The 23316-nt window shown below is 45.9% G+C and carries 24 protein-coding genes; 19 read left to right on the top strand and 5 right to left on the bottom strand.

The window, feature by feature from the left end; genetic code table 11:
• The first annotated feature begins 7 nt into the window (after positions 1-7).
• The 17 genes from MHO32_RS13240 (at position 8) to yegS (ending at position 15656) form a co-directional block, all read left to right on the top strand.
• Positions 8-970 carry a DUF58 domain-containing protein gene (locus MHO32_RS13240; RefSeq protein WP_009697248.1) on the top strand — a complete coding sequence of 321 codons (963 nt, stop codon included), beginning with the start codon at positions 8-10 and terminating at the stop codon, positions 968-970.
• Entirely contained in the window at positions 971-1522 is a 552-nt protein-coding gene (locus MHO32_RS13235) for a DUF4381 domain-containing protein (protein WP_038899126.1), read from the top strand.
• The gene (locus MHO32_RS13230) at positions 1515-2606 is read left to right on the top strand and encodes a vWA domain-containing protein (RefSeq protein ID WP_050908941.1); all 1092 of its coding nucleotides are present in this window, start codon (positions 1515-1517) and stop codon (positions 2604-2606) included. The genes MHO32_RS13235 and MHO32_RS13230 overlap by 8 nt, the downstream gene beginning before the upstream one ends.
• Positions 2599-4350: a vWA domain-containing protein gene (locus MHO32_RS13225; protein WP_239212418.1), complete on the top strand. Its 1752-nt coding sequence runs from the start codon at positions 2599-2601 to the stop codon at positions 4348-4350. The genes MHO32_RS13230 and MHO32_RS13225 overlap by 8 nt, the downstream gene beginning before the upstream one ends.
• On the top strand, positions 4347-5654 hold the full coding sequence (locus MHO32_RS13220; protein ID WP_239212417.1) for a BatD family protein: 1308 nt from the start codon (positions 4347-4349) through the stop codon (positions 5652-5654). Before MHO32_RS13225 ends, MHO32_RS13220 begins: the two co-directional genes overlap by 4 nt.
• 599 nt (positions 5655-6253) lie before the next feature.
• Positions 6254-6652, top strand: a complete 399-nt coding sequence (locus MHO32_RS13215; protein ID WP_005447171.1) for an ATP synthase subunit I — start codon at positions 6254-6256, stop codon at positions 6650-6652.
• Positions 6653-7420, top strand: a complete 768-nt coding sequence (gene atpB, locus MHO32_RS13210; RefSeq protein ID WP_005533315.1) for a F0F1 ATP synthase subunit A — start codon at positions 6653-6655, stop codon at positions 7418-7420.
• Between the two features lie 49 nt (positions 7421-7469).
• Positions 7470-7706 carry a F0F1 ATP synthase subunit C gene (gene atpE, locus MHO32_RS13205; protein WP_004727739.1) on the top strand — a complete coding sequence of 79 codons (237 nt, stop codon included), beginning with the start codon at positions 7470-7472 and terminating at the stop codon, positions 7704-7706.
• A 43-nt stretch (positions 7707-7749) separates the two neighbouring features.
• Positions 7750-8220, top strand: coding sequence for a F0F1 ATP synthase subunit B (locus tag MHO32_RS13200; protein ID WP_005431830.1), 471 nt, complete (start codon positions 7750-7752; stop codon positions 8218-8220).
• Between the two features lie 8 nt (positions 8221-8228).
• Positions 8229-8771, top strand: coding sequence for a F0F1 ATP synthase subunit delta (locus MHO32_RS13195; protein WP_005431763.1), 543 nt, complete (start codon positions 8229-8231; stop codon positions 8769-8771).
• A 12-nt stretch (positions 8772-8783) separates the two neighbouring features.
• A complete protein-coding gene (gene atpA / locus MHO32_RS13190; RefSeq protein ID WP_009699258.1) occupies positions 8784-10322 on the top strand; it encodes a F0F1 ATP synthase subunit alpha in 1539 nt (512 codons plus the stop codon).
• A 21-nt stretch (positions 10323-10343) separates the two neighbouring features.
• Positions 10344-11204, top strand: a complete 861-nt coding sequence (gene atpG / locus MHO32_RS13185) for a F0F1 ATP synthase subunit gamma (protein WP_005431811.1) — start codon at positions 10344-10346, stop codon at positions 11202-11204.
• 23 nt (positions 11205-11227) lie between these two features.
• Positions 11228-12613: a F0F1 ATP synthase subunit beta gene (gene atpD, locus MHO32_RS13180; protein WP_017188899.1), complete on the top strand. Its 1386-nt coding sequence runs from the start codon at positions 11228-11230 to the stop codon at positions 12611-12613.
• Between the two features lie 15 nt (positions 12614-12628).
• Positions 12629-13066, top strand: a complete 438-nt coding sequence (locus MHO32_RS13175; RefSeq protein WP_239212416.1) for a F0F1 ATP synthase subunit epsilon — start codon at positions 12629-12631, stop codon at positions 13064-13066.
• A 207-nt stretch (positions 13067-13273) separates the two neighbouring features.
• Entirely contained in the window at positions 13274-13699 is a 426-nt protein-coding gene (locus tag MHO32_RS13170; protein ID WP_009697242.1) for a bifunctional diaminohydroxyphosphoribosylaminopyrimidine deaminase/5-amino-6-(5-phosphoribosylamino)uracil reductase RibD, read from the top strand.
• 139 nt (positions 13700-13838) lie between these two features.
• The gene (locus MHO32_RS13165) at positions 13839-14744 is read left to right on the top strand and encodes a LysR family transcriptional regulator (RefSeq protein ID WP_017188901.1); all 906 of its coding nucleotides are present in this window, start codon (positions 13839-13841) and stop codon (positions 14742-14744) included.
• Positions 14745-14753: 9 nt separating this feature from the next.
• Positions 14754-15656, top strand: coding sequence for a lipid kinase YegS (yegS, locus tag MHO32_RS13160; RefSeq protein ID WP_050902164.1), 903 nt, complete (start codon positions 14754-14756; stop codon positions 15654-15656).
• Between the two features lie 73 nt (positions 15657-15729).
• Here yegS and MHO32_RS13155 read toward each other — a convergent pair whose 3' ends face one another.
• The 4 genes from MHO32_RS13155 to MHO32_RS13140 form a co-directional block, all read right to left on the bottom strand.
• Entirely contained in the window at positions 15730-16065 is a 336-nt protein-coding gene (locus MHO32_RS13155; RefSeq protein ID WP_005447161.1) for a YgiW/YdeI family stress tolerance OB fold protein, read from the bottom strand.
• Between the two features lie 17 nt (positions 16066-16082).
• On the bottom strand, positions 16083-16730 hold the full coding sequence (locus MHO32_RS13150; RefSeq protein WP_239212415.1) for an AcfA family outer membrane beta-barrel protein: 648 nt from the start codon (positions 16728-16730) through the stop codon (positions 16083-16085).
• A gap of 138 nt (positions 16731-16868) precedes the next feature.
• Complete coding sequence (locus tag MHO32_RS13145) at positions 16869-17849, bottom strand: HAD family hydrolase (RefSeq protein ID WP_005447159.1); 981 nt, start codon at positions 17847-17849, stop codon at positions 16869-16871.
• 167 nt (positions 17850-18016) lie between these two features.
• Positions 18017-18805 carry a formylglycine-generating enzyme family protein gene (locus MHO32_RS13140; protein ID WP_009699658.1) on the bottom strand — a complete coding sequence of 263 codons (789 nt, stop codon included), beginning with the start codon at positions 18803-18805 and terminating at the stop codon, positions 18017-18019.
• A gap of 176 nt (positions 18806-18981) precedes the next feature.
• Here MHO32_RS13140 and MHO32_RS13135 point away from each other — a divergent pair, with 176 nt between their 5' ends.
• Together MHO32_RS13135 and MHO32_RS13130 are read left to right on the top strand one after the other, a co-directional pair.
• Positions 18982-20304: an anaerobic sulfatase maturase gene (locus tag MHO32_RS13135; protein WP_017819195.1), complete on the top strand. Its 1323-nt coding sequence runs from the start codon at positions 18982-18984 to the stop codon at positions 20302-20304.
• A 10-nt stretch (positions 20305-20314) separates the two neighbouring features.
• Positions 20315-21388 (top strand): tetratricopeptide repeat protein, encoded by a 1074-nt coding sequence (locus MHO32_RS13130; protein WP_009697235.1) that lies wholly within the window; start codon positions 20315-20317, stop codon positions 21386-21388.
• A 253-nt stretch (positions 21389-21641) separates the two neighbouring features.
• Here MHO32_RS13130 and MHO32_RS13125 read toward each other — a convergent pair whose 3' ends face one another.
• A complete protein-coding gene (locus MHO32_RS13125) occupies positions 21642-23288 on the bottom strand; it encodes a VRR-NUC domain-containing protein (protein ID WP_239212414.1) in 1647 nt (548 codons plus the stop codon).
• Positions 23289-23316: the final 28 nt, after the last annotated feature.

Here is a 23316-nt window from a genome sequence, read left to right as displayed (position 1 = left end):
AGGGACTATGGCAAAGCCAACGCTTGCTCCTCAATCCCAAGGGCTCGATCCTCGCTTGTATTGTGATTACGCTCGCTTAGTGCGTTTACAAGCACAAGCCGAATCCTTCAGCCTGCTGCCTCACTTAAAAGCGGGCAGTGTGCTTTCTGGACGTCACAACTCATTATTCCGTGGGCGTGGTCTGAACTTCGAAGAGCTGCGTCACTACCAACTAGGGGACGACATCCGAAACCTAGATTGGAAAGTCACCATGCGCACAGGCAAGCCTCATGTGCGCAGTTACACCGAAGAAAAAGACCGCAATGTGATTGTTTGCGTTGATCAGCGCAGTGCGATGTTTTTCGCCTCTACCGAGGTCATGAAATCCGTAGTCGCTGCTGAAGTCGCGGCTATGTGTGGTTGGCGAGTATTGAAAGACGGTGATCGAGTGGGATTTGTTATCGCTGCTGACTCCGCTCTATATCACAGCAAAGCCCAGCGTTCACAAAACGATCTGCTTGCACAACTGAAACGACTCTCTCAAGTTAACCAGCGCTTAAATGTGGACTCGATTGATGCAGATAACGTGACGTTCAGTAAATGGATAGAGCTCATCAAACGCATGAAACTAAAACAATCCACATTAATTTTTATTAGTGATTGGCGTGATTGCGAAGAGCACCACCTAGATCACCTTAAGCAGCTTCAACAGCACAACGATGTTCTCGCGGTAATGGTGAGCGACCCTTTAGAGCAGTCGCTTCCTCAAGATTTGGCAAAAGTGAAATGGGTGATTGGTGACGGTCGTTACCAGCTCAACTTAGACAGCAAAGCCAAAGTCGACGCCGCCAGTGCCAGTTTGGTTGAGAAAGCGCAGTTAAAACGTCAATCACTGGCGCAACTAATGGCGATGAAAAAGCTGCCTCATATCGAAATCGATACATCAGGTGACCACATTACTCAATTCCAAAAACTCGTTGGAGGTCGATAAATGACAGACTTACACACGCCTCCAAGCACGTATATTCTGCGTGAGCTGCATGACGTTGCGGTGCCAGAAAGCGTAAGCTGGGTACCACAAACCATTGGTTGGAAGATCCTTGCCGTCATTGGTGCGATTGTATTTATGTATCTGGGTTACCGATTGCTGCACCATTGGTGGGATAACCGCTACCGTAAAGAAGCTATTGAAGCCATTTCTCGTTTGAATCCAGATGACGCGAGTATGCCCAAAGCCCTGTTCTCGATTTTGAAAATTGTATTGATTCATCTTGATAGCTCTCATGCTCGCTTGTTTGATACGGCGTTCCTGCGCAAGTTAGATGAGCTTAACCCTAAGCATAAAATGTTTGATGACGAAGTCTCGAAGCGATGGCTGCAAAGTATCGTTGACCCAAGTGTTGAACTGGAAAAAACAGAGTGTTTACAACTTCTTGAACGCGCCACTAAGTGGGTGAAAGAGCATGATGAGAACGCTCAAAATATTGAAAAGCGCACGCTTGCCTACAAAGCGCGTGTATTAAAAGGAGGTCGCCATGGGTGATCTTCTGGCTTCATGGCTGGGCATGAGCAGTTTTGAGTTTGAGCATCCGCTTTGGTTCATCATCTTGCCACTGCCTTTGGTAGTGTATTTCCTCGTTCCAGCTTACCGCACCAAACAAATGGCCATCAAAGTGCCGTTTTTTAGTCAGCTTGTGGATGCCATAGGTGAAACGCCATCAGAAGGTGCAAGTCAACTGACTCCGAGCTGGTGGCAGCGTGCAACGCTCATCATTTCTTGGCTTTTGGTCGTGACCGCAATGGCAAAACCGACAGTACTTGGCGAGCCACAGGTGCGTGAAAGCTTAGGGCGTGATGTCATGGTTGTGGTCGATTTGTCTGGCTCAATGGCAGAGCAAGACTTTACATCCCAAACCGGAGAAAAGATCACTCGCCTTGATGCCGCCAAAGAAGTGTTGAGCGATTTTGCTAAAACGCGCAAAGGCGACCGTTTAGGTCTGATCTTGTTTGGCGACGCAGCATTTGTCCAAACTCCATTCACCCCTGATCAAAAAGTGTGGTTAGAGCTGCTTAACCAAACGGATGTAGCGATGGCAGGGCAAAGCACTCACTTAGGTGATGCAATTGGTTTAGCGATTAAGGTGTTTGAGCAAAGCGAAAAGTCGCGTACCGACGTAGAAGAGAGCAAAGAGAAAGTCGCCATTGTTCTAACGGACGGTAATGACACTGGAAGCTTCGTTGAGCCTATTGATGCGGCGAAAGTCGCGAAAGCCAAAGATGTACGTATCCACGTGATTGCCATGGGTGATCCACAAACCGTGGGTGAAACTGCGCTAGATATGAATACGATCAAACGTATTGCGAAGGAGTCCGGTGGTGAGGCGTTTGAAGCGCTCAACCGTGACGAACTTGCTAAAGCCTATGATGAGATTGGTAAGTTAGAGCCCCAGCTTTATGAAAGTACCACGTATCGCCCCAAGCAAAGCTTGCATCATTATTTAATGGCTTTAGTCGTTGTGATGTACTTGACCGCGTTCACGTTAGCGACATTTAAGCGTCGTCGACTATCAGTGACTAGTGGAGCTTCCACGCAAGCAGAAAACGGAAAAGGAGAGCGCCATGTTTGATTCTCCTTTCTCTAGCATGGGACTAGAACAGTTCTTCACACAGTTCCATTTCATTCGTCCAATGTGGCTATTGGCGTTCATCCCAATGTTTCTTTTGCTTTGGTTAAGGTGGCGAGAAGAAGCCAAACCTAGCTGGAAAGACATTCTTCCAGAGCACTTACGTAAAGCCTTAACGATTGGTGATTATGGTTGGCGAAAGCAACTGCCGCTCAAGCTACTTATGGTGATAGTGGCGATTGCCATCGTCATCTGTGCCGGCCCTTCGTGGGAGCGCCAAGCTTCTCCATTTGGAGAGGATAAAGCCTCCATGTTGGTGGTGTTGGATAACAACGATTCGATGTTGCAAAAAGACCTTCCGCCAAGCCGTTTGGAGCGCTCTAAGCAAAAGATCCGCGACCTATTGGCAGTAAGAAAAGGAGGCAGTACTGGGCTAGTTGTGTATGCGGGGTCTGCTCATGTTGCGATGCCTGTGACGCAGGACAGTAAAGTATTCGAACCGTTTCTTGCTGCGATAACACCAGAAATCATGCCGGTTGAAGGTAAACTTGCTGAAACGGCGCTGCCTTTGATTGACCGACAATTACAAGACCAACCGGGTTCGACGGTTCTGTTGGTCACGGATGGGGTTAATCCTGCAACTATTACCGCTTACAAAAACTACTTCGCTGACAAGCCTTATCAATTGCTTATCTTGGCTGCGGGTAACTCAGACATTGTTTCTAACAACCCTGTCGATTTGGACTCGTTAAATAATCTTGTCAGCGCGACTGGTGGACGCCTTGTGGAAGTGACGGTAGACAATAGTGACATAGAGAAGCTGAATCGTTTTGTTGAGCGAAACATGCAACTCAATGGTGAATCCTCAATGCCTTGGAAAGACATGGGTTATCAACTGTTGTTCCCAATTGCGCTCATCATGATGCTTTGGTTCCGCAAAGGGTGGTTAGTGCAATGGTGTGTTGTCGCGATGGTGTCAACGTCTTTGTTTATGACGCCAAAAGTCATGGCGGAAACCGTCTCGCTCAAAGCGGATAAGCTTGAAGTGGTGCAAGAAGTAACCGTCTGGGATAAAGCGTCTCAATGGTGGTGGGATTTATGGCTCACGCCAAACCAACAAGGGCAGCGCCTGTTCAACAAAAACGAATACCTTGAGGCAGCAAAGCACTTTACGGATCCGTTGCGAAAAGGGACGGCTTATTACTACGCAGGCGAATACAAACTGGCTCATACGGCTTTCTTGGAGATGCAAAACAATCCATCAGATGCGGTAAAAGACTATGGCTTGTACAACGCTGCGAGTGCGTTGGCGCGTCAACGTGAGTATTTGGCAGCGCGTAATTTATTGCAAACACTGGCAGATAAAGACACCTTGAGCGATCAATTGCGACCAGACGTCGAGCACAACCTAAAAGTCATTGGTGGTATTGTCGAAGAGATAAACCGCACCAGTGAAAGCCAAGCGGGGACAACAGATGGACCCGAAGAGTCGTTTGAACTGGGTGACAACCCGCAAACGGCAGATGGGGCAGACGAAAAAACCGCTGCTGAATTAATGCTGAAAGAGAAACTCAATGCGAACGAAATCCTTGGCAGCCAAGAACTGGCGGATAAGTGGTTAAAACGCGTAGAGGCCGACCCTAAGTACTTCTTGCGCGCTAAATTCCAAATTCAACTGCGTGAACCCGTGAAAACGGAGCCGAAGCCACAACCGCAACGACAACAAGAAGAGGAGCAAGCACAATGATGAATGTATTCAAACTTGGCGCTGACTCTATTGTTGGGCGTCTAAGCACTATCTTGATGGTGTTTACTTTGTTTTTTACTGGTTTGGCGAACGCACAAGACATTCAAGACTTGCAGCGCAGCGATAATGTTGAATTGTTAGCATGGATCGGTAAACAGGGAGCAGGGGCAGATACGAAAGAAGCGCCTAAGTTCAGTGTGAATGAGCAGGTGATCTTGTACATCGAAGTCGCAACGCCTCGTTGGTTCACCGGTGGTACACGCATTGGCAGCGTAGAAATCCCTAACGTGATTGCAAAGCAGCGTAACCAATTAGCAACCAACTATACCGAGCGTAAAGGGGGGAGAACATGGTCTCGTCAGCGTTGGGAAATAACCCTGTATCCGCAAGCCTCGGGACAATTTGTAATTCCACCGGTCGCCGTTGGTGTGCAAGTCTCTGCGCCTGATGGTTCGAAGGTCGCTGGCACGCTTTATACGCAGCCAATTAAGTTTGAAGCGTCTATGCCTTCTGGATTGCTCAGTGATGAGTCTGAATGGTTTACTGCGACTAAGGTGAGTGTGGATCAGAAATGGACAACGTCTAACGATGAGCTGAAAGTCGGTGATGCAATCACTCGCACCATTACGATCAATGCACAAGACAGTTTGTCAGTATTGCTTCCAGACTTGTTATCCAATGATTCTACTGCCAGTTATCAAGCCTATCCTCAACCAAACCGCTTAGATGATAAGCAAACGCGTGGCGATTACCAATCGAGTCGCATCGAAGAAAGCGTGTATGTGATCCAACAGGGTGGTGAGTTCACCTTGCCTGAGCATACGTTCCAATGGTGGAATAGCCAGAGTAAACAGCTGGAAACGGTGGTGATTGAGGGTAAGACCTTCAAAGCCAAGCATACATTCAAATCCTTTGTTCGAGCTTATTCTAGCTGGTTGATTGGCTGCGCAGTGACGCTATTTGTTCTCGTTATCGCCGTCTTGAGCATTCACCGTTATTATCGTTCTCGTCCTACGCCGCCATGGTTAGTGTTCAGACGAATGGTGAAAGCAAACCGATGGGGTGATGTTCGAGCAAGCTTGTATAAGCAGTTGAGAAGCAACACAGGTGGTCTTGAAATGAGTAAAGCCAGTGACTCTGACGTTTGGCAGAAGCGTTCACAGCGCCTACAAGAGGGGCAGGAGGACGCAAGCTTGATGAATGCTCTTTGGAAAGGGATACAAGCGTTGAAGCCAAAACGCTTCAAGTGGGTGATACCTAAAGCCTTGCCACAACTCGATAAGCAGGCAAGCAATAAGAAATAAAAACGAAAAGGACGCTAGTAAAGCGTCCTTTTTTATATCCTTTAATAAACGTCATGTTGTTATTTTTGCGTGCTACAATGAGCGTGACAAAATAATATATTCTACATATATTTAATTCTTGTCACTTCGACGTTCTGCTTTTGATCTATTTTATCTTTATATTAAACAGGTTTATTAATCGGCTATATATTAAAAATAGTATATTTAAGATTATATAACCAATAAATCACTTTAATTCCTTTCGTGATGGAGTGTCACTTCCATGTGACAAGCTTTTCGTCTTAACCCTGATAAAGACGGCTTATTCAATGTATATTTCATTTTTGATTTGTTCAAATAAAATAACACTTCAAAAATGGAATGATAATTTGCAAGTTTTTCGATTTAGATTATTAAAATTATCGGTGTATATTTCTGGGGAAACGGAAATACGGAGTGATTCCGTTTTGATTTTTAAATATGTGAATAATAATTATCAGATTAAATTTAATTCTGTGTATTAAATTTATCTTAATATAATTCGTCGTCACTAGGCAGCTTTATTTTGTGAAGTTTAATTATCAGAAGTTTTAATTCGATATTATTTTAAAGGGTGATTTATGGAAGCTAATATTCACGACGACCCAATATTGGTGGCAGGCAAGAGGATTCTGATTGCTCAAGCAGCTTTGGGTCTGGTATTCATCGCGTATGAGTACATGCGAAGCGGGACTCTAAGCGCTGAATCAGCAATCACTGGGGTACTGATTGCGATTCTTCCATCTCTGTTTGGCATGGTATTCGCGTCCATTAAATCTAGGGTGAAACCAGAAGAGAGTTTGCGTGACCTCATGCATCTGAGTCGAAATATCAAAGTCATTTACACCATAGTGATGTTTGTTTTGACGTTTCGATTTATGGCTCTTCGCAACATCGTGGTCCTGATAGGCTTTTGTGTGACGATGTTTGGTCACTTCTTAACGCCGCTGTTCAGAGACCGCTTCGAAAGGAAGGCATAAATGGAGACTGTCCAGTCCGCTCATGAATATATTGAGCACCACTTGACCTTTCTCACCGCCGGCGACGGTTGGTTTGGAATTAACCTTGATTCCATGATCATGGTCTGGTTGACGGGGCTCGTTTTCATCCTTTCATTCCGTTATGCGGTGACGAAAGGAACGAAAGGAGTACCAGGACGATTCCAGTGTTTGATCGAGATAATATTTGAGTTCGTCGATGACATCGTAAAAGAAATATTTCAAGCGAAGGACAAGTTAATTGGTCCTTTGGCACTGACAATATTTGTTTGGGTGTTATTAATGAATGCCGTGGATTTGTTACCGATTGATTTAATTCCTGCACTTACTCGTGCTGTAGGGGTTGAACACTTCCGTGACTTACCATCCGCTGACGTCAATATTACGATGTCGATGGCATTAGGCGTATTTATTTTGGTGTTAGGTTATACGTTTAAAAACAAAGGCGTGAAAGGCTTTATTAAAGAGTTAACTACTCAACCATTTTCACATCCGTTGTTATATCCAGTGAACTTAGTTCTTGAATTGGTGACGTTAATTTCTAAACCAATATCTTTAGGTCTTCGATTATTTGGCAATATGTATGCAGGTGAAATGATCTTCATTCTAATTGCATTAATGCCGTGGTGGATGCAATGGGCACTAAGTGTTCCTTGGGCACTGTTCCACATTCTTATTGTTGTTCTTCAAGCATTTATTTTTATGGTACTGACCGTGGTTTATCTCGGAATGGCTGTTGAAGAGCATTAATTTCAAAAATCTTGTTTATTAATTAAAAAATTCAATTCTAGGAGTTGTTATGGATATCGTTAGCGCAGTTCTTTACGTGGCGGGTGCACTACTGATCGGTCTTGGTGCAGCGGGTGCCGCAGCAGGTATCGGTAACCTTGCAGGTAAATACCTTGAAGGTGTGGCTCGTCAACCTGATTTGACCCCAATGCTTCGTACTCAATTCTTCATCATGATGGGTCTTGTGGACGCGGTGCCAATGATCGGTGTTGGTATCGGCTTGTACATCATCTTCGCTGTAGCGTAATTCGAATTAATAATTTTCATAACGTTATAGAAGAGAGGGTGCTATGAACTTAAATGCCTCAATGTTTGGTCAGGCGATCTCCTTCGTGATTTTCGTTTGGCTGTGCATGAAATATGTCTGGCCACCACTTGTAAAACTGCTTGATGAGCGTCGTGCTGAAATTGCCCAAGGTCTTGAGCAAACAGAAAAAGCAGCACAAGAGTTAGAACTGGCAAAAGCGAACGGTGAAGCGCTGCTGACAGAAGCTCGCTCAAAAGCTCAAGCTATCATCAACCAAGGTAAGCAACGTCAAGAACAGATGGTTGCGGAAGCGGTTGATCTGGCAAATCAAGAGAAAGCGCGCATTGTCGCAGAAGGCAAAGCAGAAGTGGAAAGCGAACGCAGCAAGGTTCGCCAAGAGCTGAAAGATGAAATGGCGGATCTGGTGATTGAAAGTGCCAGCAAGCTGATTAATCGCAATCTGGATAGCTCGGCTAACCGCGACTTGGTGAACCGCTTCATCAACGAAATGTAGGAGGGCACATGTCCGAATTGACAGTGGTAGCTCAACCCTACGCAAAAGCGGCGTTTGATTACGCACGCGATGCAGAATGCTTGGACGATTGGCAACAAATGTTTGCGATTACCCAAGTGGTCTTGGAACAACCTAACACGCTTCTGGTCTTGAATGACCTTGATGAAGACGGTTCTGAACAACCATTGTTGGATCTGATTCTTCATGCTGGTGGTGAATGGTTGAATCAAAACTTCGAGAATTTTCTTCGCATTATGGAAGAGAACAAGCGTCTAAAAGCGCTCAGTGAAGTAAACGTTCAGTTCCAAGAGATGAAAGCGGATTACGAACGAACCATGACAGTAACAGTGCGTGTTTCAGAACCTCTGGATGAGGAACAGATGGCAAGGCTTAAACAAGCGTTAACCGAAAAGTACGGTAAAGCCATCACACTAGAAACACAACTGGATCCATCCCTTGTAGGTGGTGTGGTGATCACAGCAGGGCAGACCGTGTATGACGGCAGTGTCCTCACCAACCTGAGCCGATTGGCAACCAACCTACATGTGTAACGGGGTATAGAAATGCAATTAAATTCAAATGAAATCAGTGAATTAATCAGAGAGCGAATTGTTAACTTCAACCTCGAAAGTGAAGCGAGAAATGAAGGTACTATCGTCTCTGTGAGTGACGGCATCATCACAATTCACGGTCTTGCAGACGTTATGCAAGGCGAGATGCTAGAACTGCCAGATAACCGCTTTGCGTTGGCACTGAACTTAGAGCGTCATTCAGTTGGTGCTGTTGTGATGGGCCCATATGCGGACTTGTCAGAAGGGATGAAAGTAAAAGGCACCGGTCGTATTCTCGAAGTGCCAGTTGGTAACGGTCTGCTAGGTCGTGTCGTGAACACGCTAGGTCAACCAATCGATGGTAAAGGCGCAGTGTCATTCGATCGTATGGACCCTGTAGAGGTCATTGCCCCTGGTGTTATCGACCGTAAATCTGTCGACCAACCAATCCAAACCGGTTACAAAGCGGTAGATTCCATGGTGCCAATTGGTCGTGGTCAACGTGAGTTGATCATCGGTGACCGTCAGACAGGTAAAACCGCGATGGCGATTGATGCCATCATCAACCAAAAAGAACTGGGCGTTAAATGTATTTACGTCGCAATTGGTCAAAAAGCATCGACGATTGCCAACGTGGTTCGCAAGCTTGAAGAACACGGCGCACTAGAAAACACCATTGTGGTGGTTGCGTCAGCATCAGAAGCGGCAGCACTGCAATACCTAGCGCCATACGCAGGTTGTACCATGGGCGAATACTTCCGTGACCGTGGTGAAGATGCGTTGATCGTATACGATGATCTATCAAAACAAGCGGTGGCTTACCGTCAAATCTCACTACTTCTAAAACGCCCACCAGGTCGTGAAGCCTTCCCAGGTGATGTTTTCTACCTCCACTCACGCCTACTAGAACGTGCAGCACGTGTTAACGAAGAATACGTAGAGCGATTCACTAACGGTGAAGTGAAAGGCAAAACCGGTTCTCTAACCGCACTGCCAATCATCGAAACCCAAGCGGGTGACGTATCAGCATTCGTACCAACCAACGTAATCTCGATTACCGATGGTCAAATCTTCCTACAGACTCAGCTATTCAACTCAGGCTTACGTCCAGCGGTTGACCCAGGTATTTCGGTATCTCGTGTAGGTGGTGCAGCACAAACCAAAGTGATCAAGAAGCTGTCGGGGGGTATTCGTACCGCGTTGGCGCAATACCGTGAATTGGCAGCATTTGCTCAGTTCTCTTCTGACCTAGATGAAGCGACACGTCGTCAGCTTGACCACGGTGAGAAAGTAACGGAACTCATGAAGCAGAAGCAGTACGCACCAATGACCGTTGCTGAGCAAGCACTGGCGATCTTTGCAGCAGAGAAGGGTTATCTCACTGATGTGGCGTTAAACCAAATATCTCGCTTTGAAGATGAGTTGATGGCATTTGGTCGTACAAACGCGCAGCCGCTACTGGACAAGATCAACCAATCCGGTGATTACAACGACGAGATCGAGAGTGAGCTACACAGCTTGCTGAAAGAGTTCACTGCGCTGCAATCGTAGGACCACTAACAGGAGTCCGTTATGGCAAATACCAAAGAGATTCGCACCAAAATTGCTAGCGTGAGTAGCACGCAAAAGATTACGAGTGCGATGCAAATGGTCGCCGCCAGCAAGATGCGCAAAGTGCAGGAGAACATGCAGGCGTCCCGTCCTTACGCGGAGAACATGCGTAAGGTTATCGGTCACGTCTCGTCCGGTACGCTGGAGTACAGCCATCCTTTCCTTCAAGAACGCGAAGTGAAGCGAGTGGCTTACATCATCATCTCATCCGATCGAGGTTTGTGTGGTGGCCTGAACAGTAATTTGTTCAAAAAAGTATTGGCAGAAATGCAGGACTGGCAAGAGAAGGGCGTTGAAGTAGATACGACGCTCATTGGTTCGAAAGCAATCAGCTTTTTCCAGTCCCTCGGGAAAGTAATGGCACAGACTTCTGGGCTTGGTGATGCACCAAAACTGGAAGATATGTTGGGTGCGGTTAACGCCATGATGGAGCACTACTCCGAAGGCAAAATCGACCGCTTGTTCCTCGTTTACAACCAGTTTGTAAACACCATGGTGCAAAAACCAACGGTATTGCAAATGTTGCCGTTCCCTAAAGAAGACATTTCACGTGATAAAGAGGCTCGTTGGGATTACCTCTACGAGCAGTCTCCTCAAGACATTCTCAACCACCTGATTCAACGCTATGTGGAATCACTGGTTTATCAGGGTGTGGTTGAGAGTATCGCTTGTGAACAAGCCGCGCGGATGATGGCAATGTCTGCCGCGACGGATAACGCAGCGCAACTGATTGAAGACCTACAGTTGGTTTACAACAAAGCGCGTCAAGCGGCGATTACTCAAGAGTTGAGTGAAATTGTATCCGGCGCACAAGCGGTTTAGAGAGAGAATTTGAGGTTTAAATTATGAGTATTGGCAAAATCGTCAAAGTCATCGGTGCGGTGGTCGACGTCGAGTTCGAACAAGGCAAAGGTCCGAAAGTTTACGACGCACTGAAAATCAACGATGGTAGCAACGGCTCACTGATGCTGGAAGTTCAGCAACAGTTGGGTGGCGGTGTGGTTCGCTGTATCGCAATGGGTTCTTCGGATGGTCTGAAACGTGGTCTAGAAGTGGAATCTACGGGCAATCCAATCACGGTACCTGTGGGTGAAGAAACCCTAGGTCGTATCATGAACGTGTTGGGTCACCCAATCGATGAATGTGGTCCAATCGGTGAGCAAGTGTCTTACGAGATCCACCGTGATGCCCCAAGCTACGAAGAGCAATCTAACAGCACTGCGCTACTAGAAACCGGCGTTAAAGTTATTGACTTGATTTGTCCGTTTGCGAAGGGCGGTAAGATCGGTTTGTTCGGTGGTGCGGGTGTAGGTAAGACGGTAAACATGATGGAGCTTATCAATAACATTGCTAAAGCTCACTCAGGTTTGTCGGTATTTACCGGTGTAGGTGAACGTACTCGTGAGGGTAACGATTTCTACTACGAAATGAAGGAAGCAGGTGTTCTCGACAAAGTAGCCATGGTTTACGGTCAGATGAACGAGCCACCGGGTAACCGTCTACGTGTTGCGCTAACGGGCTTGACCATCGCAGAGCGTTTCCGTGATGAAGGTCGTGACGTACTGCTATTCGTGGATAACATTTACCGTTACACATTGGCAGGTACTGAGGTATCGGCGTTGCTTGGTCGTATGCCATCTGCGGTAGGTTACCAACCAACACTGGCAGAAGAGATGGGTGTGCTGCAAGAGCGTATCACGTCGACTAAAAATGGTTCTATCACGTCTATCCAAGCGGTTTACGTACCAGCGGATGACTTGACTGACCCATCACCAGCAACCACGTTTGCGCACTTGGATGCGACCGTTGTTCTATCTCGTAACATCGCTGCTTTAGGTCTGTACCCAGCGATTGACCCATTGGATTCGACATCACGTCAGCTTGACCCTCAAGTGGTTGGTCAAGAGCACTACGATGTGGCGCGTAAAGTTCAGCAAACGCTGCAACGTTATAAAGAGCTAAAAGACATCATCGCTATCCTGGGTATGGATGAGTTGTCTGAAGAAGATAAGCGCTTGGTATCTCGTGCTCGTAAAGTTGAACGTTTCCTAACTCAGCCTTACCACGTAGCAGAAGTGTTTACGGGTCAACCGGGTGTATTCGTTCCACTAAAAGACACCATTGCAGGCTTTAAAGCGCTGCTTGATGGTCAGTACGATGACATCCCAGAGCAGGCATTTATGTACTGCGGCAACATCGACGAAGTGCTTGAAAAAGCGAAAAAACTGTAAAGCGCGGGAGGCAATATGGCCATAGCGGTTTCACAAAATACGTTTCAACTGAATGTGGTAAGTGCGGAGGGCACTCTTTACTCAGGTCCGGCACATGCTATCGCGGTAGCGGGTGCGGATGGTGAGTTAGGTATTCGTCCGGGTCACTCACCGCTTATCAGTAAAATCAAGCCGGGCGTTGCTCGTATTATTGGTGACTTGTCCAAGCCTGAGGAGATCCTGTATGTCTCTGGTGGTTTGGTCGAAGTCCAACCTGATGTGGTTACTGTATTAGCGGATACTGCGCTTCACGGTAAAGACATCGACAAAGCAAGGGCTGAAGAAGCTCGTAGAGCAGCGGAAGAAAACATTCGTGCTCATGTAGACGATATCAGCTTTGCACAGGCACACATGGAGTTGAACAAAGCATTGGCTCAGCTTCGTGCAGTTGAACTAACGATGAGAATTCGTTAGTCAACACTTCGGAATGCGGTCTGAAGGGTAACCAAACGGGGCAACTACGGTTTGCCCCGTTTTTATTTTTTAGGGGGATTAGGTTTAGCAATGAGTCGTTTGTTGAGATAAGACGTATCAGTATTGCAAACACTTTTATATAGCGAGGAAAGCATGCTGGCGTTAGAATCCATCACCCAAATTCTGAATAACGAGTATCAAATTCAAATGAACCAACAATTTATGCTTCGTGCGTTGGAAGTATCACGCAACGCGCTGCCTGCCTGTCAGCCAAACCCGCCTGTCGGATGTGTGCTGGTCAAAAACGGTGAAATCGTATCAGAAGGGCACACACAAGCGATTGGTGGTAATCATGCAGAAGTGGAAGCCCTAAACGCATACAACGGAGACCTAAGTGACGTCACCGCGTACGTAACACTAGAGCCATGTTCATTTGTGGGTCGCACGCCAGCTTGCGCTAAAACCTTAGTGACTTGTGGTATCAGAAAAGTAGTGGTTGCTATGCTTGATCCTGATCCTCGTAATGCTGGTCGCGGTATCGAAATCCTAAAAGAAGGTGGCGTTGAAGTAGAAGTTGGCTTATGCGGTGAAGAGGCGAGTGCATTCTTGACCCCTTACCTAGGAAAATCCTGAGTGATTTTCAGAATATTCTTCGTCAATGCGAGGTTAAAACTCGCGAAAACATGCATAGACGCTCAAATCTAGAGTTCTGAGTCGTTAACTATCATACTGTTAGCTAAAATAAGGTCATGTCCTGTTTTATGTTTGCAAAATGAAGAGCACCGACTTAAACCTTATCCCCATTTTCGTGGCGATTTATGAAGAGCAGAACCTGTCTAAGGCTGCTGCTCGTCTTGATATCAGCCAACCTGCGGTGAGCAAAGCACTCGCTCGTTTGCGTGACATTTATGATGAGCCACTGTTCCACCGCAGCACATCGGGTGTCGAGCCGACCAGTTTTGCTATGGATATTTATCCTGCGATGGTCGCTGCGCTCAAAAACTTTACTTCTACCTTATCCGCCTCGAGCAGTTTTGATCCTAAAGTATCCAATCGTATTTTTTCCATCGCCTGCGTCTCAGTTGCCAGTTATGAGTTAATGCCGCAGCTCCTGCGCCAAATCCGTAAAAACGCGCCGAGTGTCGGTTTGGAAGTGCATCCTTTGTTCACGGAAGATTACGAAAGCGATCTGCGTTTACAACGATATGATTTGATTATCGATATGCCACCGCGTGGTCGTACTGTCCTCAAAGTAGAGCCTGTGTTTTCCGAGCGTTTGATGGTGGTGTGCAGTGCCGAGCATCCACGAATTCATGACTCTTGTTCTGTAGAACAATTTTTGGCGGAAGAACACGTCGTGGTTTCGCGTTGGCATGCGCGTAAAAGTTTGATGAATGAGGAAGATATTGCAGACCTAGCGCAAAGGAATATCGTGTATCGCGCATCTGGTGCAATGGAAATGCTGCCAGTCATTAATGGTAGTGAATACATCGGTATGCTGCCGTTGTCGACCATTCAACACTTTTCAAAAACGTATAATATTAAAGCCGTCCCGCTTCCTTTTAGTGACAAAATTCATGACCTTTGTGCAATCTGGCATTCTAGTCGTCACAATGAAAGTGCGCATCAATGGTTGAGAGCTCAACTCAAGCAAGCAGGGAAAGCAATCGAAGAGTAAAGGACCAGTATGAAGACAATACGAGCCATTCTAAACGGTAAGAAAGCCGGAACGCCTGAGCTTCGCAGTGAGATCATGCGAATGCGAGAACAAGGTGTGGATCTGCAAGTTCGGGTCACTTGGGAATCACAAGACATGACTCGTTTAGTGAGTGAAGCGGTCAATCAAGGAATGAAACGTATTGTTGTTGCTGGTGGCGATGGCACCGTTAACGAAGCGGTAACAGCTTTGAATCAGATTGAGGCGAACGTTCGTCCAGAATTGGCCATTATCCCAATGGGTACGGCGAATGACTTCGCGACTGCTACGAAAATCCCAATCATGATTCGAGAAGCCATCGAACTTGCCGTCAATGGTGACGCTGTTGCGGTAGACTGCGTTCAAGCTAATGATCGCTATTTTATGAACATTGCTGCAGCTGGCTTTGGTGCAGAAATTACCGCTGAAACACCAGTTGAACTGAAAAACTTTCTGGGTGGTGGTGCCTACACATTAACCGGTCTAGTGAAGGCGCTTGGCTTTAAACCTTATGATGGCTCCCTCACAATTGAGCAGGGCAGTTATCAAGGGGAGATCTTGGTTGGGGCGTTTTGTAATAGTCGCCTTGCGGGAGGAGGTCAAGAGCTTGCGCCAAATGCATTGATAGATGATGGCTTAATGGACATTACTTTGGTGCATCCATTCTTGCCCCATGACCTACCTCAGGTCATTGATGAAATTCAAAATCCAACTGAGACTGGGCAGTTTGTTAAGCATACTCAGGCGAGTTGGTTGGAGATCGATTTCCCTAAAGCACTGCCTTTAAATCTTGATGGTGAGCCTTATCGTTCCCGTAAAATTCGATTTGATGTTAGATCTAAAAGTATTCGCTTGGTCCTACCGCCTAATTGCCCATGCTTGAGCGTTTGTTAAGAGATGCACAAAAGCCACCCAATGCGGTGGCTTTGTACTTAACAAGAGTAAGGATTTCGTTTGAACGTGTGGCTTATAGCTTTTGAATCGTATCGACGTCGATTTGAGTCTTTGTCCATTCAGAGTCTACTTCACCACGAATGGCAACGCGATCTTGCGGTGATACGTCTTGACCCATCCAGTCTTCGTTATCGATCTCGACTTGAATCTCACCTGTGTTGTCTTTGAATAGGTAAGTCTCATTACCAAGTGCTTGAACGATGTTACCTGTCAACAGTACATAGCTATCATCAGATGCATTTTGCGCCGCTTTTACAGTGCTGATTGCTGCGGTTTCAGGACCGTTGAAGGCAGCCAATGCAGAGCCAGAAATTAGGGCTAATGTTGTCGTAATAATCAGTTTTTTCATGCTAATGGCTTCCTAAGTTAGAAGTAGTAAGTAGAGCCTACGTTGATTGATGCTGTGTTTGCGTAGCTATCAAGCTGGTATTTTGCGTTCGCGCCGATGGTCAATTGAGGGAAGATTTTGTATTCCGCACCGATAGATAGCATTGCACCGAGCTCATTATTTTTTTCAGAACGGTGGAACAAGGTGTTGTTCATTTCGACGTCGTCATTCATAACAAGCTCACGTTCTTCTGATTTGCTTGCTTTGGATTCGTACTGAGTGTAAGTCAAACCTGCTTTAACTTTTGTTGTCCACTTTTCGTTTAACGCATAGCTAAACACAGGCGCTAACGTAATTTGTTTGGCTTTGATTGAAGCGTCCCAATCCATTTCATGATGGTATTTTTGACCCTTGATATCGACAATTCCAAGATTTTTGGAACGACCATCATCAAGATCAAATTGGTTATAACCCAGTTCTACAGCCCAAGAATCATTGATAGAGTAGCCAATGAATCCACCAAAAATACCGTCTTCCAATTCAGGGTTCAGATTCACACCGTCAGCTTGAAAAGATGGTTCAAAATCGTGATCTGTGGTGCCGAATCCGTATTCCAAACCCACGTAAGGTGCTGCTGCAACCGAAAATGAGCTTGCTGCGAGAATCGTCAGGACTGTTTTTTTCATTATATATTTACCTCTTCGTTTCGATGGGAGGCATTTTGTGTGAAGAGTCGTGAAGTGTTCGTGAAGAAAAGACTAACGTTTGAAAATTAATAAAAAAACTCCTCACTAAGGAGGAGTTTGTCAGTTGCAAAGGTATGGTTAATACACCGTGCACCACTCATTTTTCATATCAATGAGGTGCCAGTTATCACGCTGATTGGCTTCATCCATTGCTTTATCTAAATGACCCACACTGGACTTGCGGTCGTATTTCCACTCACGCTCTTCGTCGGTATGGTGAACGATCATCGCCATAGAGTTTGGTTGACTAGTTGCCCATTGCATCATCGCGTGGTCACCGTCTGAATTACCAATCGCGAGAACGGGTTTCTTACCGATGATGTGCTGAATGTTCTCAACCTTACCGGCTTTGTCATCAATCGTGAGGATTTCACCTAACTTGGTCACGGTTGGCTTACCGTCGTTGTAGTCGTACTTGTATTTTAGCGCGCTACCAATGATTTGCTCTTCGGGAATACCGTACACCTCTGGTGCCCAAACGCGCATAAAGTCCACACCGCCACCTGATACGATGTAAGTCTTAAAACCATGCTCTTGCAGGTAGGTGACCATTTCGCGCATTGGTTTGTATGTAAGTTCGGTATAAGCTTTGCCAAAGCGTGGATCTTTCGCGACTTTCAGCCAATCGGCGACTTTTTGTTGATATTCCTCTACCGTCATACCGCTATGAGTGACCTTGACGATCTCAAGTAGTGCTTTTTCACCGCCTTTGAAAACACCTTCAATATCGTCATTCAGTACAGATTTAAACGGTTCTTGCGTCTTCCATTCTGGATGGTCTTTTGCCATCAGTTTCACTTCGTCTAGCGCATACGCCAGTTGGAAGTAAAACGGTTTTTCTGACCATAACGTACCGTCATTGTCGAACACCGCGATGCGGTCTTGTTCCGCAATGAAGGTTTTTTTCGAAGCATCAGTAGATTGATCAACATAGTTAACAATCGCAGATTTACTCGCGCCATCTTTCCAAGAAGGTAGTAAGTTTGGATCGCAATCTAAAGCCATCGCTGAGAATGATAAACCAGATAAGACTGCAAGGGCACAGATGTGTTTCTTCATATTATTATTTACCTAAGTTTGAATGTATTGTTTGTATACATTTGAGGTTAAATGAGAACAACGTAGATTTAGCCTCTTTCCCCTAACCATTTCCCTAACCAAGAGACGTCTTAATTGGTAAGAATGCGCAAAGGGGCAGTCACGTCGTTTCTCATGCGTAATCGTGCTTAATCAGCATCTTTCGCAAGGCGAAGTCCCATGTCCGACATAATTATAGACTGGCTAGCGAAGTCTCGACGGAAATTCTCTGATTCATCAGCATCATAGGCAAAACTGCCGCCTCGTACGGATTTGTGTGCTAAGCCTGCTTTTTCGTCTTTAGCGTTGTTTGGATTTTCGGTTGGACCAAAGCGGTAGAAGGTGTCGTCATAAGCATCAATAACAAATTCACCAACGTTGCCTGTCATGTCATAAAGACCGAGTTCATTGGGTTGCTTTTGACCAACGGGGTGAGCTTGGTTTTTAGAGTTGTCGGCATACCACGCCACATCAGCAATGTTGTTCGAGCCTGCGTAAGTGAAACCTTGGCTCTTGTTACCGCCTTTCGCGGCAAACTCCCATTCCGCTTCTGTCGGTAAGCGGTAGTTTTCACCTGTGAGTTCGTTCAACTTCTCGATGAAGTAATTTGCCTGCTGCCAACTCAAGTTATTAACCGGAATGTTTGCACCTTGGAAGTAACTCATTGAAGAACCCATGACAGATTCAAACAATTCTTGAGTGACCTCGAATTTGGAAATGTAGAAGCCGTCTACCTTTACTTCGCGTGCTGGGGTTTCTGCCTTCTTGGCGGAGTCGCTGTCCGATCCCATGACAAATGAACCGCCTTCCACCAACACCATGTCTTGATCAATGTTGAGCGCGATAGGGTGCGGTGATTGAGTTGCACAACCACTCATTAATACGCTGAATGATAGAATGGAAAGTGCGGTTAACGATTTGCTTTTAAATGATTTCATCAATAGTTTCTCGCCAAAAAAGTCACGATAAATATTAGCAATAAACGCTATGAAAAAAGGTTATAAACGGTATAACAAGCCTCTTGTATTAATGGGATTTATGATTAGGTCATCAAGGTGAGAATGGCACGCTTATGAGCGTTCTCAGCTGCATTTCATAACGAAAAAGGTGACGTATGCACATTACTCAAGGTCCTCAGTTCAACGGTAAAGCCTCTAAGCGTTTACATGTCATGGCAAAACCTATTGGGGCGGCTTGTAACATTGATTGCACTTACTGCTATTACCTCAGCAAACAGGACTTACTTGAGTACAAAAAAGGCTGCACGCCTGTGATGGATGAAGAGACGTTAGAAACCTACATTCGTCAGTACATTGAAGGGCAGAACACGCCGGAAATCATCTTCTCTTGGCAGGGTGGTGAACCAACAATGTTGGGCTTGGATTACTTTAAAAAGATTGTTGAGTTTCAATCTAAGTACAAGCCTGAAGGCGTGGTCATTTCTAACGATTTACAAACCAATGGCACATTGCTCAACGACGATTGGTGTGCATTTCTGAAAGCAAATAACTTCTTGGTCGGTTTGAGTATCGACGGCCCAGAAATGATGCACAACGCTTACCGAACCAACCGCGCAGGTCGTGGTACCTTTAACCAAGTGATGAAGGCTGTTGAACTGCTGCACAAACACGAAGTGAAGTTCGCAACGCTGACTTGTGTAAACAATCTAACCAGCCGCAATCCTCTTGAGGTATACCGATTCCTGCGTGATGAAGTACGCTCACCGCAAATGCAGTTCATTCCCATCGTGGAACAAAAAACGTTCCGTACTACCGCACCTCAAACATGGCAGCCGCAAGAGCAACTGAAACAAGGCGACAAGCGTCTTATTCCTGGTCACAAAGACTCTGTAGTAGAGCCTTGGTGTGTGGCAGACGAGGCGTGGGGTAACTTCCTTATCGCGATTTTTGATGAGTGGATTCAACACGACATTGGCAAAGTGTTTGTGCAGTACTTTGAAGCGAGTGTAGAGACTTGGATGGGGCGCAAAAACCCACTTTGTACACTGGGCGAGATTTGTGGCAAAGGCTTGGCAATGGAACCAAACGGTGATGTTTTTGCTTGTGACCACTACGTTTATCCAGAGTACAAGATTGGCAACATCCACCACGAAAAATTAGACAAGTTGGCCTATGGTCCTGAGCAGCAAAAGTTTGGCTTTGCCAAGACTCGCTCGTTAACCAAGCAGTGCCAACAGTGTGATTACCAATTTGCTTGCTACGGTGAGTGTCCGAAAAACCGTTTCATCCGCACCAAAGACGGTGAACCCGGGTTGAACTACCTGTGTGCAGGTTGGAAAAAGTTCTTCTCTCATGCTGATAAGGCAATGGCATACATTCTTCGTGCAACGGGTAACCCTGTGGCACATGGCAAATACAGTGATTCAGTGCTACGCCAACAAGCGGCGAAGCGTCCTGTATTCGAAACCAAATTTTAAGGGGATTGATATGACATTCTCAAAAACACTGTTAGTTGTCGCTTTAGGTATCACCGCAAGCCAATCTGTCATTGCACAAGATGAAACCTTGCTCGCACCAGACCAAGTCTCATCAGCGAGCGTGACAAGCGCTCAAAAAGCAAACTCAGCGCAGATGTCGCCACAGCAAATGGTTGCGAAGCTGTCTTATCAAGCGCAGGACATCAAACAACCCGTTGAAAAGCGTATTGAAGCACTGCACGAGTTGGCGAACTACCCAAGTCAAAACGCGCTGGTAGCGGTTGCACGCAGCCTTCAAGACCAAGACCCTGCGGTTCGTGAAGCCGCGATTGTTGGAGCAGAGCCATATACGATTGAACATCGTTGGCGCATGATTGAGCCATTATTGAGTGACCAAGAAACCATGGTTCGCATTACTGCGGCGACCAACTTAGTGCGTGATTTTTCTAACGTGAGCAGCGAGCAAAAGCAAACGCTTGAAGCCCCGGTTGCTGAACTGATCAGCTATTTAGAGAACAAGCAAGATAACGGTTCCAAACTGTTATTGGCGGATGTCTATCGTTGGCATCATGAATGGGATAAAGCGGATAAAATCTATCAAGCTTTGGTGATCAATCAGCCGGAGAATTCACAAATCTGGTTAAGCTTGGCGGACAACTACCGAGCGCAGCAACGCGATGCCGATGCAGTAAAGACGCTGGATTCTGCAATTAAGCTTCATCCTGACAACGCATCTTTGCATTACTCGAAAGCGTTAACGCTTGTGCGTCTTGATGACAAGAAGAGCGCAGCTTTAGAGATTGAGAAAGCAGCCAACATGGCGAAAGATAACAGTTACTTCTGGTACCTCAATGGTGTATTGCAAGAAGAGTACAACCTAGACAAATCGGTGAAGTCTTTTGAGCAAGCGTATTTGATTTCTGGCGCGCCGGAGCAGCTTTATGCGGTTTGTGACATTTATGTTCGCTACGACAACCCGAAAACAGACGAGTGCTTGGGCGAACTAGAGAAAGTCGCACCAAGCTACGTGATTGATCAATTGAAAGAGAAGAAAGGGCAGAAGAACGCCAAAGTAAGTAACTAAGACCATTCTGGCTCTTTTCTAAGCTTGTGCTGTTATACCCAAGTAACCTCGAGATGCTAGGTTCAGCGAGAATGACTTGGTTTGTAGACGCGGCGGCGATTTAAAGATCTAGTCACTCTAAATCAAGAATCGACAACAAAGTATACAAGCCAAGACAGCTCGCCCTTCGGGAGCGTGTCATTGCCCCGATCTCTGCGTCAAATAACTTGGAAAGAGCTGGCTATTACGCGGCGTCGTTTTCCTTGACCTCGAATCAATGACAACGCTCTGAATCCTGCATCTTGAAGTTACTTGGGTATACATAACAGACTGAGAACGGTACATTGAGGCGATTGAACTCCTTGATCCAACGCCATTGGTTATCTTGGAGTTTATCGCCTGGACCTTTCACCTCTATCCATTCAAATTTCCCTTCTTTAAATGCAATCAAATCCGGCATGCCGTTTCGATAGAGTTTCAGATCACTTAACTGCACGTTAAACAGTTCGACCAACAGGTCATTAGGGATGTGTTCAAGAGCTAGGGATATCAGCTCTTCGTTCACGTATACCCAACTGACGAAGGGATTACTGATCCCAACTTTATCCCGGTATGTATCAAACAACGCCTGCGTCTTCCCTTGTTGAACTTGCTCAAGCGCATTGTCGATAAGTTGCTTTCTTTTGTCGGCAAAATCGGCGTGATACAAATCCAATGGTCGATGTTGATAAGCGTTAATAAATGCCCCCTCTATTGGTGCAAAAATCGCATCCCACAAAGTTAAGCCTAACAAGCCGTTGAGTAGGGTATTCTCAGAATAGAAAACGGTCCAACCTAAACTTTCGAAATGTGCTTTGGTTGCCAGTTCAACACGTTGCTGTGATAGATCCAATTCGATGTGGTATTCGCTGCATTTAGGCTTGGAGGCTCTCGGGACTTTAAAGCCCTGTTTACGTTTAACGCGTTGTTCAAGCTTTTGTGCCACTTCAAGCTCGGAGACATCAATAGGGTGAGTGAGCATTTTAGTGACGATGTCACAAAATAAATCGTTTTGTTCCAGCTTGTCGTAGATGCGAGCACGACGCTCTCGGCTTGGCGCGAGTGTCGTTGTTTCAAACAATGCAATTGCAATCTCAAGCTCGTTTATGCGTTCGTAATCACGCGCAATGTCGTTAATTATGTGCTCTCGTTTACGGTCGACGTAGCGATGTTCTACCTGCTCTGGCATCGCTTCGACAAGAATGTCGAGATTCGCTTTTTGTTTTTTGTCACATTGCCAATAGAGATTGGAAAGTTCGTTGAGTTCGATAAGGCGATCGATTTGCTCTCTGCTCTCAAAGAATCGACGCGCTTTACTTAACTGGTATTGTTCGAATTGGTGTAACCCTAAATCGTCTAGCACGAATTGGCTGAGGTCTTGATGGGTATTCGCAAAAAACAGCGTCAACAAAACATCAATCATGTGTGCGGAGTTAAGCTTAATCACCGTGAAATCCAGAGCCTCAAATAGCTCAAAACGCTCTTCACTCAGGCATGCCACTAATGCCTCTTTCTTGAGGGATTTAGGATGCTCAGGATAGAGCGTGACAATCTCTGGCTTGGTCAGTAGATTCGCCGCTAATTCCTGTATCGTTAGGTCAGGGGATAGCGAGACAAAATCATGAGCTGCCAATTCATCCAAAGCCGACTGGATGTTCTCAATTTCTTGATAGTTGAGTTTGTCGCTACGAAACCAGCACCCTTTACGGCTGTATAGGCGTACAAGAAGGCACTGTGCAGGCTTGCTTAAGCTCTCAAACGCGGATAGCCATTGATGTTCATCTTGGCTAAGTAAATCGCTGTACCACTTGGTAGCGTGCTGTGTGAGCTTAAAGAAGTTATCGAGATAGTAATCTGGCGCGAGTTCGACGGTGTTTTCCATAACCAACTAACAATAAAAAAGGCTTAAC

The sequence above is a fragment of the Vibrio sp. MMH1-50 genome, from assembly GCF_022347645.1.
Lineage (GTDB): Bacteria > Pseudomonadota > Gammaproteobacteria > Enterobacterales > Vibrionaceae > Vibrio > Vibrio harveyi.
This window is presented reverse-complemented; position numbering and strand designations above follow the sequence as displayed.